Annotated in this window: 17 protein-coding genes; 8 read left to right on the top strand and 9 right to left on the bottom strand. The window is 70.5% G+C overall.

Translation table 11 applies throughout. The annotated features are described in order from the left end of the window. The first annotated feature begins 84 nt into the window (after window positions 1-84). Genes rfbB through EV382_RS07710 form a run of 6 tightly spaced genes read left to right on the top strand, consistent with a single transcriptional unit; the run spans window position 85 to window position 5,367 of the window. On the top strand, window positions 85-1,086 hold the full coding sequence (gene rfbB / locus EV382_RS07735; protein WP_130400902.1) for a dTDP-glucose 4,6-dehydratase: 1,002 nt from the start codon (window positions 85-87) through the stop codon (window positions 1,084-1,086). Further along, the gene (rfbD, locus tag EV382_RS07730; protein WP_130400901.1) at window positions 1,083-1,970 is read left to right on the top strand and encodes a dTDP-4-dehydrorhamnose reductase; all 888 of its coding nucleotides are present in this window, start codon (window positions 1,083-1,085) and stop codon (window positions 1,968-1,970) included. Before rfbB ends, rfbD begins: the two co-directional genes overlap by 4 nt. Next, window positions 1,967-2,338, top strand: a complete 372-nt coding sequence (locus EV382_RS07725) for a DUF2304 domain-containing protein (protein ID WP_130400900.1) — start codon at window positions 1,967-1,969, stop codon at window positions 2,336-2,338. The genes rfbD and EV382_RS07725 overlap by 4 nt, the downstream gene beginning before the upstream one ends. Next, window positions 2,331-3,032 carry a glycosyltransferase family 2 protein gene (locus EV382_RS07720; protein WP_130400899.1) on the top strand — a complete coding sequence of 234 codons (702 nt, stop codon included), beginning with the start codon at window positions 2,331-2,333 and terminating at the stop codon, window positions 3,030-3,032. The genes EV382_RS07725 and EV382_RS07720 overlap by 8 nt, the downstream gene beginning before the upstream one ends. Beyond that, window positions 3,029-4,342 carry a lipopolysaccharide biosynthesis protein gene (locus EV382_RS07715; RefSeq protein WP_244236587.1) on the top strand — a complete coding sequence of 438 codons (1,314 nt, stop codon included), beginning with the start codon at window positions 3,029-3,031 and terminating at the stop codon, window positions 4,340-4,342. Before EV382_RS07720 ends, EV382_RS07715 begins: the two co-directional genes overlap by 4 nt. Beyond that, entirely contained in the window at window positions 4,339-5,367 is a 1,029-nt protein-coding gene (locus EV382_RS07710; RefSeq protein ID WP_130400898.1) for a glycosyltransferase family 2 protein, read from the top strand. The genes EV382_RS07715 and EV382_RS07710 overlap by 4 nt, the downstream gene beginning before the upstream one ends. 85 nt (window positions 5,368-5,452) lie before the next feature. On the opposite strand, the gene prcA is transcribed toward EV382_RS07710, so the two are convergent. The 6 genes from prcA to arc all read right to left on the bottom strand — a co-directional run bounded on the left by prcA (window position 5,453) and on the right by arc (window position 11,618). Further along, complete coding sequence (gene prcA, locus EV382_RS07705; RefSeq protein ID WP_130400897.1) at window positions 5,453-6,274, bottom strand: proteasome subunit alpha; 822 nt, start codon at window positions 6,272-6,274, stop codon at window positions 5,453-5,455. A gap of 63 nt (window positions 6,275-6,337) precedes the next feature. Continuing rightward, window positions 6,338-7,177 (bottom strand): proteasome subunit beta, encoded by an 840-nt coding sequence (prcB, locus tag EV382_RS07700; RefSeq protein WP_208758335.1) that lies wholly within the window; start codon window positions 7,175-7,177, stop codon window positions 6,338-6,340. Then, the gene (locus EV382_RS07695; RefSeq protein ID WP_130400895.1) at window positions 7,096-7,782 is read right to left on the bottom strand and encodes an endonuclease VII domain-containing protein; all 687 of its coding nucleotides are present in this window, start codon (window positions 7,780-7,782) and stop codon (window positions 7,096-7,098) included. The genes prcB and EV382_RS07695 overlap by 82 nt, the downstream gene beginning before the upstream one ends. Window positions 7,783-7,802: 20 nt before the next feature. Next, window positions 7,803-8,018, bottom strand: coding sequence for a ubiquitin-like protein Pup (locus EV382_RS07690; RefSeq protein ID WP_030332902.1), 216 nt, complete (start codon window positions 8,016-8,018; stop codon window positions 7,803-7,805). A gap of 105 nt (window positions 8,019-8,123) precedes the next feature. After that, the gene (gene dop, locus EV382_RS07685; protein ID WP_130400894.1) at window positions 8,124-9,641 is read right to left on the bottom strand and encodes a depupylase/deamidase Dop; all 1,518 of its coding nucleotides are present in this window, start codon (window positions 9,639-9,641) and stop codon (window positions 8,124-8,126) included. Between the two features lie 192 nt (window positions 9,642-9,833). Next, window positions 9,834-11,618: a proteasome ATPase gene (gene arc, locus EV382_RS07680; protein ID WP_030491080.1), complete on the bottom strand. Its 1,785-nt coding sequence runs from the start codon at window positions 11,616-11,618 to the stop codon at window positions 9,834-9,836. Window positions 11,619-11,796: 178 nt separating this feature from the next. Between arc and EV382_RS07675 the strand changes: the two genes are divergently transcribed. Further along, window positions 11,797-12,090, top strand: a complete 294-nt coding sequence (locus EV382_RS07675) for a ferredoxin (RefSeq protein ID WP_030332886.1) — start codon at window positions 11,797-11,799, stop codon at window positions 12,088-12,090. A gap of 49 nt (window positions 12,091-12,139) precedes the next feature. Here the strand turns inward: EV382_RS07675 and EV382_RS07670 are convergent, their stop codons facing one another. From EV382_RS07670 to EV382_RS07660, 3 genes are read right to left on the bottom strand one after another with little or no spacing between them, the layout of a single operon-like run. Next, on the bottom strand, window positions 12,140-12,712 hold the full coding sequence (locus EV382_RS07670) for a hypothetical protein (RefSeq protein ID WP_030491082.1): 573 nt from the start codon (window positions 12,710-12,712) through the stop codon (window positions 12,140-12,142). A gap of 46 nt (window positions 12,713-12,758) precedes the next feature. Then, complete coding sequence (locus EV382_RS07665; protein ID WP_425271873.1) at window positions 12,759-13,760, bottom strand: tRNA (adenine-N1)-methyltransferase; 1,002 nt, start codon at window positions 13,758-13,760, stop codon at window positions 12,759-12,761. Next, on the bottom strand, window positions 13,757-14,848 hold the full coding sequence (locus tag EV382_RS07660) for a site-2 protease family protein (protein WP_425271978.1): 1,092 nt from the start codon (window positions 14,846-14,848) through the stop codon (window positions 13,757-13,759). The genes EV382_RS07665 and EV382_RS07660 overlap by 4 nt, the downstream gene beginning before the upstream one ends. 140 nt (window positions 14,849-14,988) lie before the next feature. On the opposite strand from EV382_RS07660, the gene EV382_RS07655 reads away from it, so the two are divergent. Further along, on the top strand, window positions 14,989-15,903 hold the full coding sequence (locus EV382_RS07655; RefSeq protein WP_130400892.1) for a RecB family exonuclease: 915 nt from the start codon (window positions 14,989-14,991) through the stop codon (window positions 15,901-15,903). Window positions 15,904-15,936: the final 33 nt, after the last annotated feature.

The raw sequence follows: 15,936 nt of genomic DNA, 5'->3' as shown, positions 1-15,936 counted from the left end.
GGGGAAGCCTAGCCGCACCCGGCCCGGTTGTGCGGGGGTCACTTACCAGGTGCCGCGCCGACTGTCGCGTATACTTCCGGACCCGTGAGGATCCTCGTCACCGGCGGAGCCGGATTCATCGGGTCGGAGTACGTTCGCCTGCTGCTGGGCAAGCCCCTCGGCGGTGCGGACGGCGTGCCGCCGCTCGAGCCGGCCGTCGTGACCGTGCTGGACAAGCTGACCTACTCGGGCAACCTGGCCAACCTCGAGCCGGTCAGCGACGACCCGCGACTGCGGTTCGTGCAGGGCGACATCTGCGACCCGGACGTGGTCGACCAGGTGGTGGCCGAGCACGACGTGATCGTGCACTTCGCCGCCGAATCCCACGTCGACCGCTCGATCGCCGGTGCCGCGCCGTTCGTCACCACCAACGTGCTGGGCACCCAGACGCTGCTCGACGCGGCGCTGCGCCACGGCACCGGCCGGTTCGTGCACGTCTCCACCGACGAGGTCTACGGCTCGATCGACGAAGGCTCCTGGACCGAGACCTGGCCACTGGCCCCCAACTCGCCGTACTCGGCGTCCAAGGCCGGCTCCGACCTGCTCGCGCTGTCGTACCACCGCACCCACGGCATGGACGTCGTCGTCACCCGCTGCTCCAACAACTACGGGCCGTACCAGTTCCCGGAGAAGGTCATCCCGCTGTTCGTCACCAACCTGCTCGACGGCGGCACCGTCCCCCTCTACGGCGACGGCGGCAACATCCGTGACTGGCTGCACGTGCACGACCACTGCCGCGGCATCGCACTGGTCCAGCAGAAGGGCCGCGCCGGCGAGGTCTACAACATCGGCGGCGGCACCGAACTGACCAACAAGGAACTCACCGGGCTGCTCCTGGACGCCTGCGACGCCGGGTGGGACCGGGTCGTCCCGGTCACCGACCGCAAGGGCCACGACCGCCGGTACTCCCTCGACATCAGCAAGATCAGCGCGGAGCTCGGCTACCAACCCAGCATCACCCTGGACCAGGGCCTCGCCGACACCGTCCGCTGGTACCGGGACAACCGCAGCTGGTGGGAACCCCTCAAGTCCGCGCCGACCGCATGACCCGACTCCTCGTCACCGGCGCGGGCGGGATGCTCGGCCGGGACCTGGTCACCGTGCTGGAGGCCCGGCCCGACCTCAAGGTGACCGCCGCCACCCGCGCCGACCTGGACATCACCGACCGGGCGGCGGTTCAGGCCGCCGTCGCCGGGCACGACGTGGTGATCAACGCGGCCGCCTGGACCAACGTCGACGCCGCCGAGACCGACGAGGCTGCGGCGACCGCAATCAACGGCGACGCCGTCGCCAACCTGGCCGCGGCGTGCGCCACCGGCGGAACCCGGCTGATCCAGGTCTCCACCGACTACGTCCTCGCCGGCGACGCGGACACCCCCTACCCGGAGGACGCGCCCACCGCGCCGGTCAACGCCTACGGGCGCGGCAAGCTGGTCGGCGAGCAGGCCGTCGCGCGGCTGCTCCCCGACACCGGGTACGTCGTGCGCACCGCCTGGCTGTACGGCGCGCACGGCCCGAACTTCGTGGCCACCATGCTCCGACTCGCCACCCAGCGCGAACACCTCGACGTGGTCGACGACCAGCACGGCCAGCCCACCTGGTCCCACGCGCTCGCCGAGCGGCTCGTCGCGCTCGCCGACGCGGCGCTGGCCGGCGACGCGCCACCCGGCGTCTACCACGGCACCTGCGCCGGCCAGACAACCTGGTACGGGCTGGCCCGCGCCACGTTCACGCTGGCCGGGCTGGACCCGGAACGGATCCGGCCCACCACCAGCGACCGGTATCCGCGTCCCGCCCCCCGGCCTGCGTACAGTGTGCTAAGGCACGACCGTTGGGCCGCGGTGGGTCTACCCCCGCTTCCGGACTGGCACAGCGCCCTGGTCGACGCGTTCCGCTCCCCCACTCCACCCGCCCCGTGGAAGGTCGCATGAAGCTCACCCTCGTCACCGGCCTGACCGGCCTGCTGCTCCTCGGCACCATCGTCGAGCTGCTGCGCCGCCGTCAGCTGCGCGAGAAGTACGGCATGCTCTGGCTCGCCGTGCTGGTCATCGTGATTCCGCTGTCCCTGTTCCCCCGGCTGCTCGACAACGTCGCCGGACTCCTCGGTGTCGCCTCCGGTGTGAGCCTGGTGCTCTTCCTCGGCATCGTCTTCCTGCTGCTGGTGTGCGTACACCTCAGCTGGGAGGTCAGCGCCCTGGAGGAGGAGACCCGCACCCTGGCCGAGGACTTCGCCCTACTCCGCGCGGAGATCGCCGAGGAGCGGGCAGCCCGAGACGAACTGGTGTCGACCGATGGTTAACGGCAAGCGCACACTGATCATCATTCCGGCTCTCAACGAGTCCGGCTCGATCGCCGACGTCGTCGGCGAGGTCCGCGGCGAACTGCCCGGCGTCGACGTGCTCGTTGTCGACGACGGCTCCACCGACCGCACCGCCGCCGTCGCCGCCGCCGCCGGCGCGAAGGTCGCCCAACTGCCGTACAACCTCGGCGTCGGCGGGGCCATGCGCCTCGGCTACCGCTACGCCCGCGACCACGACTACGACGTCGCCATCCAGATCGACGCCGACGGCCAGCACGACCCCCGGTACGTGCCGAAGCTCGTCGACCTGCTCGACGACAACGACCTCGTCATCGGCGCCCGCTTCGCCGGTGAGGGCGACTACAACGTCCGCGGCCCCCGCCGCTGGGCGATGGTGATGCTCTCCGCCGTGCTGTCCCGGGTCGCGCGCACCAAGCTCACCGACACCACCTCCGGCTTCCGGGCCGCCAACCGGCGGGTCATCGAGATGTTCGCCGGCTGGTACCCGGCCGAGTACCTCGGCGACACCGTGGAGACCCTGGTGCACACCGCCCGTCGGGGCTACCGCATCCGCCAGGTGCCGGTCGCCATGCGCAAGCGGATGGCCGGCACGCCCAGCCACTCCCCCGCCAAGGCGATGGTCTACCTCGGCCGCGCGTTCGCCGTCCTCACGCTGGCCCTCATTCGCCGGTGATCCAACGCCTGCTGCGCCTGATCCCGCCCGGCACCATCGCTGTTGGTGCCGGGCTGGGTCTTCTCGGGCTCGCCTCATACGTTCACCTCGCGGTCGCCGGGCACAGCCTCAGCAAGGCCGACTACTCGGCCCTGTCGGTGCTCTGGTCGATCGTGTTCACCCTCGGCATCGGCGTGTTCATGCCCATCGAGCAGGAGGTCGCCCGGGTCGTCGCCGCCCGGCGCAGCCAGGGGCTTCCCCCCGGGCCGGTGCTGACCCGCGGTGTCACCGTCGCCGCCGTACTGCTCGCCGTGCTGGTGCTGGCCGTCACCGCCGGCCGTCAGCCGCTCGCCGACAAGCTCTTCGCCGGCGACGACACCCTGGTCACCGTGCTGATCGGCGCACTCGCCGCGATGGCCGTCGCCTACGCCACCCGCGGCGTCCTCTCCGGCCTGCAACTGTTCCCCTGGTACGGCACGCAACTAGGCATCGACGGCGGCCTGCGCATCATCATGGTCGCCCTGCTCGGGTTGGCCGGGGTGACCTCCCCCATCTGGTACGGGCTCGTGCTCGTCGCCGCCCCGCTGCTCAGCGTCCTGCTCACCCTGCCACCCGTGCTCCGCGCCATCGGCGCGGGCCCGCCGGTGGCCTGGGCCACCCTGCTGCGCGGCCTCGGCCTGCTCACCGCCTCCAGTCTGCTCTCCCAGGTCGTGGTGAACATCGGCGTCATCAACGTGCAGCTGCTCGCCCCGTCCGACGCGGCCGCCGCCGGCGCACTGCTCTCCGCCCTCGTGCTGGTCCGCATCCCCCTGTTCGTCTTCGGCTCCCTGCAGGCGTCACTGCTGCCCGGCCTGGCCACCACCGCCACCACCGGCGACCAGGCCGGCTTCCACAGCCTGCTGCGCCGGGCGCTCGGCATCGTCACCGCGCTCGGCCTCACCGGTGCCGTCGGCGCCGTGCTGCTCGGCCCCTGGCTGGTCGGCACCCTCTTCGACGCACCCGGCGTACTCGGCCACGGCGACTTCGCCTGGTTGGCGGCGGCCACGCTCGCCTACCTGTGGGCGATGGTGCTCGGCCAGGCCCTCCTCGCCCTCGACCGGCACCGCGCCCAGGCCCTCGCCTGGACCGTCGGCGTAGCCGCCCTGATCGCCGTGACGCTGCTCCCGGCTCCGGTCACCCTGCGCGTCGAGTTGGCGTACACGATCGGCTCTGTCATCGTGGCCGCCACCATGGCGATCCTGCTGCGCCACGGCGGCGTCCGTCGACCCACCACCCTCACCCGGCCGCTCGCCGAGGCCGTCGCCCCTGCCGCATCCGGAGGCATCCGATGACCCGCCCACAGGTGACCGCGGTCATGCTCGCCTACGGCGCCGAGCCGTACCTGGTCGACGCCGCCCGAGCCGTCCTGGCCAGCACCGACATCGACATCGACCTGGTCGTCGTCGACAACGGTTGCACCGGCGACGGCATCGACATCGTCAAGGGCTTCCCGCAGGTCCGGGTGGTCCGCCCCGAGCAGAACACCGGCTACTCCGGCGGCTGCCGGGTCGGTGCCACCGAAGCCACCGGCGACTGGCTCGCCTTCGTCAACTCCGACGCCATCGTCGCCCCCGACGCCCTCGCCAAGACGGTCGCGGTCGCCGCCGAACCGGCCGTCGGCGCCGCGATGGCGTCCATCCGCCTCGCCGACAACCCGGAGCTAATCAACACCTCCGGCAACCCGCTGCACTTCACCGGGCTGTCCTGGGCCGGCGGCAACGGCGAACCGGCCACCGCCCACGCCGTACGCACCAGAGTGCCGTCGCTCAGCGGCTGCTGCTTCGTGATCAGCCGCCAACGCTGGCAGGAACTCGACGGCTTCGCCGCCGAATACTTCGCCTACCACGAGGACACCGAACTCAGCCTGCGGCTCTGGCAACGCGGCCTACGACTGGAGTACGTTCCCGACGCCGTCGTCCGCCACCACTACGAGTTCTCCCGCAACGACCTCAAGCTCTACCTGGTGGAACGCAACCGGCTGGTCACCCTGCTCACCGCGTACCAGACCCGCACGCTGGTGGTGCTCGCACCGATGCTGCTGCTCACCGAGGCCGCCATGCTCGCCGCCGCGCTCGCCGGCGGTTGGACCCGGCAGAAGACCCGCGGCTGGGGATGGCTGTGGCGCAACCGGTCCTGGGTCGGTGCCCGCCGCCGCCAACTCCAAGCCGAACGAACCGTGCCCGACGGGGTGATCGCCGAGCTGATGACCGCCCGGGTCGCCCCGTCGAACGTCGACTCGCCCCCCGGCATGGGCGTGTTCAACGCGGTCGCCGCCGGCTACTGGGCCCTCGCCCGCCCCCTGCTGCAGCGCCGCTGACCCATTACGCGAAAGCGCCGCTGACCCACCACACGAAAGCGCCGGGGCCCGCTCACGCGGACCCCGGCGCTTTTTCGCCTCACGATCAGCTGTCGGCCTGCCCCGGCCGATCCTCCAGGTCGGCGGAGCCCGCCGAACTGGTCGGCTTACCCGCTTCACCGGTCGGCACGCTCGGCGTGTCCGGCAGGTCGCTCGCCGCCGGTGCCGCGTCCCCATCCAGCAACGCGGTCAGCGCGGCCCCGGTGATCCGCCGGAACGTCCGACCGACCCGCTGACGGTCCAGCACCGCCACCTCAAGCTGGTTCGCGGCGATCGTCCGGGAGGCACCGCCCTCCCCGCCGACACTGCTCAGGGCCTGCACGGCGACCTGGACCGCCTCCCCGAGCGACATGTCCGGCCGGTGGTTGGACTTCAACACGCCGGTGATCGCCTCAGCCTGACCACCCATCGCCATCCGACCAGGCTCGTCGTTGACCGAACCGTCGTAGGTGAGCCGGTACAACTCGTCGTCAGCGGCCGTGGCCCCGACCTCGGCCACACAGATCTCCACCTCGAACGGCTTCGACTGCTCGGTGAAGATCGCGCCAAGGGTCTGCGCGAACGCGTTGGCCAGCGCCCGCCCGGTGACGTCCCGGCGGTCGTAGCTCAGCCCGTTCAGGTCGGCCATCCGCACGCCGGCCCGCCGGAGGTTCTCGAACTCGTTGTAACGGCCGACCGCGGCGAAGCCGATCCGGTCGTAGATCTCACTGACCTTGTGCAGGGCGCTGGAAAGGTTCTCCGCAACGAAGAGCACCCCGCCGGAGTAGCTCAGGACCACGGCGCTGCGCCCGCGAGCGATGCCCTTACGGGCCAACTCGGAGCGGTCACGCATGATCTGTTCGGGCGAGGCGTAGAACTGCATGGCCACGGCGGCGGTTCTCCTAACGGCGCTGTGCTGACGACTGCTGGCTGTGGGGGTGGGCGGGCAGGACTAGCCGCCCGGGTTTTCCATCCGGCCGGCGACCACGCCCTCGGCGATCGCCGCCGTCTCGGCGTCGGTGAGCCGGTAGGTGCCCTCGGCAGTCGCGGTCATCACCACGGGGTAGATCCGCCGGGTCAGGTCCGGCCCGCCGGTCGCGGTGTCGTCGTCGGCCGCGTCATAGAGCGCCTCGACCGCCAGCCGCGTCGCGTCCTGAACGGAGAGCCCGACGCGGAACCGCTTCTTCAACGCGGACTTGGCGAACAACGACCCCGACCCGATCGCGTCGTAGCCGGTCTCCTCGTACGGGCCACCCGTCACGTCGAAGCTGAAGATCCGACCGGCCCGCGCCGGGTCGGCGGCGGCCAGGTCGAACCCGGCGAAGAGCGGCACCACGGCCAACCCCTGCATGGCCGCGCCCAGGTTGCCCCGGATCATCGAGGCCAACCGGTTGGCCTTACCGTCCAACGAGAGCATCGCGCCCTCGATCTTCTCGTAGTGCTCCAGCTCCACCTGGAACAGTCGCATCAGCTCGATGCCGATACCGGCGGTGCCCGCGATGCCGACCAGCGAGTACGCGTCGGCCGGGTGCACCTTCTCGATGTCGCGCTGGGCGATCAGGTTGCCCATGGTGGCCCGTCGGTCGCCCGCCATCACCACACCCTCGGCGGCCGCGATGGCCACGATGGTGGTCGCGTGCGGCGCCAGGTCGGCGGCCATGCCCGGCGGCAGCGGTCGCCGACCGGGCAGCATCTCGGGGGCCACCCGACTCAGAAACGTCGTGAAGGAGGACGTCCCCGCGTTGGTGAACACATCTGGTAGACGCCCGGATGGATCAAAGCCCGCTGCCACGTGGTTCCTCTCAGGTACGTGATCGCCCTGGCCAGCCTCATGGGACTGTCACGGAACTGGCCAAGACCACCGTTGCAGTTGAAGCAGAGTATCCCGCGCACCCATCCGGTGCGATGATCGTGGTCCAGATGTTGCGGGTTGGCCCCGCCACAGATGGCGCACACGCCGCCCTGCTCGGCCAGGAGCTCCTGAAACTCCTTCTCCCCCACGCCGTAGCGCTGCCGCAGGTGGTACTCGCGGTTGCCCCCGTAGAGCCGGTCCTTCGTGTCTCTGGTCTTGGCGTTGTGGCAGGGCTTGCAATAGGTCGCGTAACCGGAGGCATCCGCACGGTTGCGCGGGAAGGCTTCGAACGGCTTGACCGCATCGCAAGCCGGACAGAACCTGTGTCCGTCCGGCACGACTCGGCCAAGGCGCACCTCACGGTCGAACTTCGCCTTCACTCGACGCGCGTAGCTTGCCTTGGACCGCTCGTTGAAGCAGGGCTTGCAATAGCTGCCCCGCCCATCCGGCCGCTTCGAACTCGCACAGAACTGGTCGAGCGGCTTCCACTCGCTGCAGTCTCGGCAGCGGCGGAGGCCATCACGATCGTCATTGATCGGAGCCATGTCCGAATTACCCTATATGCTCACTGACCTCCTTTTTGTACGTAACCTCTCACGAACTCCTCTGCGTTTTCTTCGAGGACGGAGTCGATCTCGTCGAGGAGGTCGTCGACGTCCTCGGTGATCTCGGCGTGCCGCTCGGCCACCTCGGGGTTGGCCTCGGTGGTGACGTCCTCGATCTCCTCGCCCTGACGGGACTTGCCGGACTGCGACTGGCCGCCGCTGTCATGAGTGGCCACTGCTGCCTCCTCCACGATCGTCTGCGATGAACTTACCTCGCGCAGGCGACGAAAAGCCCGCCGCGCGCCGGCTTGCGGCACACGACGGGCAGACGAATTCGGCAATCAGCCCCCGGTCAACGTCTCCAGCAGATCCTTGGCGCTGGCGCAGCGGTCGAACAGGGCGCCGACGTGGGCGCGGGTGCCCCGCTCCGGCTCCATCATCGGGACCCGGACCAGCGACTCCCGGCCCACGTCGAAGATCACCGAGTCCCAGCTCGCGGCGACCACCTCGGAGGCGTACTGGGCCAGGCAGCGACCACGGAAGTAGGCCCGGGTGTCCTCCGGGGGCTCGGTCATCGCGCTGCGCGTCTCGTCGTCGGTGAGCAGCGTCTTCATCGCCCCCCGGCTGACCAGCCGGTGGTAGAGGCCCTTCTCCGGGCGGACGTCGGAGTACTGAAGGTCGACGAGCTGCAACTTGTGCGAGCCCCAACCGAGCTTCTCCCGCTCCCGGTAGCCCTCCAGCAGCCGCAGCTTGGCCACCCAGTCCAACTCGTCGGCGCAGAGCATCGGGTCCCGGCCCAACCGGTCGAGCACGCTCTCCCAGCGGTCCAGCACGTCGACGGTCTGCTCGTCGGCGTCGGCGCCGTACCGGTCGTCGACAAAGGAGCGGACCCGCTCCAGGTAGGCCCACTGCAGGTCCAGCGCGGTGAGCCGGCGACCGTCGCGCAGTCGCATGCGGTGCGTCAGGGACGGGTCGTGGCTGACGGCGCGCAGCTCGCTGACCGGGTCGGCGATGCCGAGGTCAGCCCCGAGCGCCTTCTCCTCGATCATGGTGAGGATCAGGGCGGTGGTGCCGACCTTGAGGTAGGTGGAGATCTCGGAGAGGTTGGCGTCGCCGATGATGACGTGCAGTCGGCGGTACTTGTCGGCGTCGGCGTGCGGCTCGTCGCGGGTGTTGATGATCGGCCGCTTGAGGGTGGTCTCCAGGCCCACCTCGACCTCGAAGAAGTCGGCGCGTTGGGAGATCTGGAAGCCGCTCTGGCTGCCGTCCTGGCCGATGCCGACCCGGCCGGCACCGCAGACGATCTGGCGGGTGACGAAGAACGGCGTCAGGTACGCCACGATGTCGGCGAACGGCGTCTGCCGGCGCATCAGGTAGTTCTCGTGGGCGCCGTAGCTGGCGCCCTTGTTGTCGGTGTTGTTCTTGTAGAGGTGGATCGGCTGGGTGCCGGGGATGGTGGCGGCACGGCGGGACGCCTCGGCCATCACCCGCTCGCCGGCTTTGTCCCAGCGCACGATGTCCCGGGGGGTGGTGACCTCCGGGGTGGAGTATTCGGGGTGGGCGTGGTCGACGTAGAGCCGTGCGCCGTTGGTGAGTATCACGTTGGCCAGGCCGAGGTCTTCGTCGGCGAGGGCCTCGGCGGGGTCGTACGCGGCGCCGGAGTAGGTGAAGCCGCGAGCGTCGCGCAGCGGCGACTCTTCCTCGTAGTCCCAGCGGGCCCGGCCGCCCCGGTTGAGTTCGGGACGCGCGCCGTAGGCGTTGACCACCTGCGATGAGGTCACCATCGGGTTGGCCCCGGCCTGCCCGGGCACGGAGATGCCGTACTCGACCTCGGTGCCCATGATCCGTCTTACGCTCATCGACCTACCCGCTTCGCTCGCCCGACCCGGTCCACCGTCAGGTCGAGCGTAGTCCGCCCTGGGCACCTGCACTCTGTAGGTCGGTGCCGGCGGGCCGCAACGGATCGGTGGATCCGGTGTCGGACCGCCCCGACGCTCGACATACCCGCAGCGAGGGTGCCCGCTGTTGCGCGGACACCCTCGCTGTGCGGGTTAGAGGTATTGACCGGTGTTGCTGGCGGTCTCGATCGACCGGCCGGCTTCGGCGCCCTTGCCGCCGGAGACGAGCGTGCGGATGTAGACGATCCGCTCGCCCTTCTTGCCGGAGATGCGCGCCCAGTCGTCGGGGTTGGTGGTGTTGGGGAGGTCCTCGTTCTCGCGGAACTCGTCGACGCAGGCGTCGAGCAGGTGCTGCAGGCGCAGCCCCTTGCGACCGGAGGTGAGGAACTCCTTGATGGCCATCTTCTTGCTCCGGTCCACGATGTTCTGGATCATCGCGCCGGAGTTGAAGTCCTTGAAGTAGAGGACTTCCTTGTCACCGTTGGCGTAGGTGACCTCGAGGAACCGGTTCTCCTCGGTCTCGGAGTACATCCGCAGCACCACGGCGTCGATCATCGCCGCGACGGTGGCCTGGGGGTCGGTGCCGTGCTCGGCCAGGTCGTCCGGGTGCAGGGGCAGCCCGGAGAGGATGTACTTGGAGAAGATGTCCTTGGCCGCTTCGGCGTCCGGTCGCTCGATCTTGATCTTCACGTCGAGTCGACCGGGGCGCAGGATCGCCGGGTCGATCATGTCTTCCCGGTTGGAGGCGCCGATGACGATGACGTTCTCCAGCCCCTCCACGCCGTCGATCTCGCTGAGCAGCTGCGGGACGATGGTGTTCTCCACGTCGGAGGAGACACCGGAGCCGCGGGTCCGGAAGATCGAGTCCATCTCGTCGAAGAACACGATCACCGGGGTGCCCTCACCGGCCTTCTCCCGGGCGCGCTGGAAGATCAGCCGGATGTGCCGCTCGGTCTCACCGACGTACTTGTTGAGCAGCTCGGGGCCCTTGATGTTGAGGAAGAAGCTGGTGTGCTTCTCCTTGCCCTGACGCTCGGCGATCTTCTTGGCCAGCGAGTTGGCCACCGCCTTGGCGATCAGCGTCTTGCCGCAGCCGGGCGGGCCGTAGAGCAGGATGCCCTTGGGCGGGCGGAGCTGGTGCTCACGGAACAGGTCCGCGTGCAGGAACGGCAACTCCACCGCGTCGCGGATCTGTTCGATCTGCGACTGGAGGCCACCGATGTCGCCGTAGTCGACGTCGGGCACCTCCTCCAGGACCAGCTCCTCGACCTCGCTCTTCGGGATCCGCTCGTACGCGTACGCCGAGCGGGGCTCGATCATGAGCGAGTCGCCGGCCCGGATCGCCGAGCCGATGAGCGTCTCAGCGAGGTGCACGATGCGCTCCTCGTCGGAGTGGGAGACCACCAGCGCCCGGTCGCCCGGACCGCCGTTCGGCCCCTCCAGGATCTCCTTGAGCATCACCACTTCACCGACCCGCTCATAGCCGAACGCGTCGACGATGTTGAGCGCGTCGTTGAGCAGGACCTCCTGGCCACGGCGCAGGTCACCCACGTCGAGCGAGGGCGAGACCGCGACCCGTAGTTTGCGGCCGCCGGTGAAGACGTCCACCGTGCCATCGTCGTGCTTGGCCAGGAAGACGCCGTACCCACTCGGCGGTTGCGCGAGCCGGTCGATCTCCTCCTTGAGCGTCACGATCTGCGTGCGAGCTTCCTTGAGGGTGCTCACCAGCCGGTCGTTGTTCTCGGTCAGCCGCGCCAACTGGGCCTGGGTGGCCGCCAGCCGCTCTTCGAGCTGCCGGACGTGTCGGGGGCTTTCGGTCAACTTGCGCCGCACCAGGGCGAGTTCCTCTTGCAGGAACGCGACCTGCGTGGAGAGATCGTGGGCTTCCTTCTCCCACCGTGCGGCGCGCGAGTCCGCGTCGTCGCTACGTGCTGCCACGTCCCACCTCCCCGGGGGGCTTGAACGTTCTGCCCTAACACTAGCCGCTATGAGGCCGATTCGGTCCCACGCAACACCCTCGTCACTGAACCTTGATCGCCAAGGGTGGCCTGACGGGCCGTTACGGGCGTTCGGGTACCGTCGGAGCGTGGGACGCGAGAACATGGGGGGTGCACCGGTGGCCGAGGTCGCGACCGACGAGTTGCAGGTCTGGGTCGACCAGGATCTGTGCACGGGCGACGGGCTCTGTGTGCAGTACGCGCCGGAGGTGTTCGAGTTCGACATCGACGGCCTGGCCTACGTCAAGGGCGTCGATGGTGAGCTGCGGATGGCGCCGGGCAGCCGGGTCGACGTCCCGGCGCACCTGCGACTCGAGGTGATCGACTCCGCGAAGGAGTGCCCGGGCGACTGCATCCACGTGGTGCGCGGCGACGGTGTCGAGGTCGCCGGCCCGGAGGCCGAGGACGACTGACCCACCGGCCGGGCCGCACGGCCCGGCCGGGTCCAAGAAGGGGTACGCCTCAGAGCATCGGACGGCCGACCACCGAGGCGACCAACCGCGCGAACTCCTCCAACCGGGCGATCTGCCCGGCCCCGCCGTCGTCCAGGGTCTTGCCGAAGCGCAGCGCGTCGTGCCGGGGCGTACCGGCCATCTCCTCGCTCGGTGGGGCCTCGTCCAACGAGGTGAGCAGCAGGTAGACGTCGATGCTGTCGACCCGGATCTCGCCGCTCTCGGAACGGTTGAGCCGCCGGCGGCAGCCCACCTCGGTGACGGTGGAGACCGGCACCACGCGCAGCGACGAGGTCATCGAGCCCGGCGGGCCCTCCTCCGGCGGTACGTCCTCGCCGTGCCAGAGGATGAGTCGGCTGCCGTCGCAGACGACGACCTCCTGCCACACCCCGTTGACCTCGTTGACGAAACGTTCCAGGGTGAAGCCGAGCACCGACGCGCCGCGCAGCACACCGCCGAGGGCCTCCAGGGCGACGTCCGGGTCGCGCAGGTAGGCCCGCGCCGCCGACTCCAGGTCCTGGTAGGGCGACCAGTCGGGGAAGACCGCCGGAAGGTCTCCACCGCCGTAGCCCGGTCGGCTCATGCCAGCGCCTCCCCCTGCTCGGCGGCGCCGACACCCAGCTCGATGGTCACGGCCTGTCCATCTCCCCCGTACCGTTGGGCTGCACGCCTGCCGCCTGGGCGGCAGCGGCCTGGCGGGCCGCCTCCGCCTCGCGCAGGTCCTGGCGGCGCTGCGCGTACGCCTCGGTGCCCTTGCTGGGCTTGCGCCGGCGCGGCGGCGCGGTGACCCCGGGGGCCAGCTTGCGCGCGGACACCAGGAAGGCGGTGTGCGCGATCATCCGGTGGTCCGGGCGGACGGCGAGGCCCTCGGCGTGCCAGTCGCGCACCAGGGACTCCCAGGCCCGTGGCTCGGTCCAACCGCCGCGCTCGCGCAGCGCCTCCACCAGCTCGGAGAGCTGCGGGGTGGTGGCGACGTAGCCGATGAACACCCCGCCGGGCACCAGCGCCCGCTCGACCATGTCGAGGGTCTCCCAGGGGGTCAGCATGTCCAGGATGATCCGGTCGAAGCCGGTCTCCTGGCACTGCGCGACGTCACCGACGTGCAGCTTCCAGGAGGGGTGCGGCCCGTTGAAGAACGCCTCGACGTTGCGCTTGGCGATCTGGGCGAAGTCGTCGCGCAGCTCGAACGAGTGCAGCTCACCCTCGGTGCCGACGGCGCGCAGCAGGGAGCAGCTCAGCGCGCCGGAGCCGGCGCCGGCCTCGAGGACCTTCGCGCCGGGGAAGATGTCGCCCATGGCGACGATCTGCGCCGAGTCCTTCGGGTAGATCACCTGGGCGCCGCGCGGCATGGACAGCACGTAGTCCGACAGCAGCGGCCGCAGGGCCAGGAACGCGGTGCCACCGCCGGAGGTGGTCACCACGCTGCCGTCGGGGAGCCCGATCAGCGCGTCGTGCGCCAGGATGCCGCGGTGGGTGTGGAACTCCTTGCCGGGCTCCAGCGTCACGGTGTGCATCCGCCCCTTGGGGTCGGTCAGCTGAACCCGGTCGCCGGGCCGGAACGGCCCCCGGTGCACGGGTGTCAGCGCCGGGCGGGCGGAGTCGGCGGCGACGGTGGAGGGAGTTGCGGTCACGGTGTCATCTTCCGGTTGGGTTCAAGGAGCTGTGCCAGGTCCGCGATGTGCAGGATGCCGACGACATCTTCGCCTGAGGTCACCACGTACTGCGCGCCCGGGTGGGTCTGTACGGCCTCCATCACCCGCTCGCCGTCCCAGCCGAGCGGCAACGTGGGAAGTGTGCCCAGTGATCGGGCGACGGCGTCGACCGCCAGCCACGGTCGGCGCTCGACCGGCACCGCGTCGGCGGCGGCCGGGTCGACCAGCGCCACCGGCCGACCGGTGGAGTCGGTGACCAGCAGCGGGGCGTCGGGCCGCCCGCTCTCGGCGCGTCGGCGCTGGGCCTCGGCCAGCGGCGTGCCGGTGGGCACGGGCCACGTCGGGCGGGCCAGCCGGGCGAGGTCGATCAGCGGGAACCGACGGCTGACCCGGGCGGCCCGGATCGACTGGCCGGCGCCGCGCCAGAGGGTGACGGCGACCAGCAACATCAGCGGCAGCGCCAGCGGCGCCAGCCGCCGCTCGACGGTGAGCAGCAGAACCAGGGCCGCGGTGCCGACGGCGACCACCCGGCCGGCCCAGCCGGCGACCTCGGTGCCGAGGTGCCGGTCACGGGTCAGCCCCCAGACGGCGGCGCGTAGCGCCCGGCCGCCGTCGAGCGGCAGCCCGGGCAGGCTGTTGAACAGCGCCACGATGACGTTGCTGACGGCGAGCTGGAAGGCGAGCTGGTGGACCACGGTCCCCTCGGGCAGGGCGAGGGTGGCGGCGACCGCCAGGACGCCGAGCACCGCGGAGACCGCCGGGCCGGCCAGCGACACCAGCAGGTCGACACGGGGCGACGGGGCGTCGCGGTCCATCTCGGTGTAGCCGCCGAGCAGCTCCAGGGTGATTCCGCGCACACCGATGCCGTACCGCCGGGCGGTGAGGGCGTGGCCCAGCTCGTGCAACAGCACCGAGCCGAGCAGCGACACGACGAACCCGAAGCCGATCAGGTAGCCGCTGAGCTGCGGCAGGGCCAGTTGTCGGCGGGCGAACTCGCCGTACAGCACCGCGATGAGCACCGCGAGCAGGACCATCGAGCCGTTGAGGTGCAGCGGCACCCCGAACACCCGGCCGACGTTCAGGCCGAGGCGTCGGTCTGGTCGGCGCGGCGGCCGGGTTCTCTGCTCCATCGCCACGATGCTACGGACCGTCGCTGTGCGGGGCGGGCGGCGGTCGGTGTCACACCGGTGCCCTAATCTTTGCCGACATGACGGCGGAACCGGTCACCACCTCCCAGCCCTCCACTGCGGCGCAGGCGCCACCGACGGTGCGGGCGTCGCTGTCGCCGTCCCGGGCGGCGGATTTCAAGACCTGCCCGTTGCTCTACCGGTTCCGCAGCATCGACCGGTTGCCCGAGCGCACCACGATTGAGCAGGCCCGGGGCACGTTGGTGCACGCGGTGTTGGAGCGTCTGTTCGACCTGCCGGCCACCGACCGCACGCCGGAGGCGGCCGGTGACCTGGTGGCCCCCCAGTGGGACCGGATGGTCACCGAGCAGCCGGAGCTGGCCGCGATCTTCGACGGTGCGGAGCCGGCCGGCCCGGTGGAGTTCCTGCGCTCCGCCGCCGGGCTGTTGCAGGGTTACTTCGCGGTGGAGGACCCGACCCGGCTGGAGCCGGCCGAGCGCGAGAGCCTGATCTCCGCGGTCGTCGACGAGGAGTTGCTGATCCGGGGTTACCTCGACCGGCTCGACGTCGCCCCGGACGGCGCGCTGCGGGTGGTCGACTACAAGACCGGTGGTGCGCCCCGGGAGGCGTTCGAGGCGCGGGCGTTGTTCCAGTTGAAGTTCTACGCTCTGGTGCTGTGGCGTACCCGGGGGGTGGTGCCCCGGGTGTTGCGGCTGCTCTACCTGCGCGACGCCGAGGTGTTGGATTACACGCCGGACGCCGACGAACTGGTCCGTTTCGAGCGCACCGTGGTGGCGCTGTGGCGGGCGATCGAGCAGGCCACCGCCCGGCAGGATTTCCGGCCCCGGCCGAGCCGGCTCTGCGACTGGTGCAGCCATCAGGCGTTGTGTCCCAGCTTCGGCGGCACCCCGCCGCCGTTCCCGGTGGCGGCGGCGAACGCCGACCCGCTGCGCGATTCGCGGTCCACCCCGGTGGCGCCGGGCGCCGACGAGTGACGGTCTCCTGACCGACGCACTCGCTCCGGTACG

This window comes from Micromonospora violae (assembly GCF_004217135.1).
Taxonomy (GTDB): domain Bacteria; phylum Actinomycetota; class Actinomycetes; order Mycobacteriales; family Micromonosporaceae; genus Micromonospora; species Micromonospora violae.
This window is presented reverse-complemented; position numbering and strand designations above follow the sequence as displayed.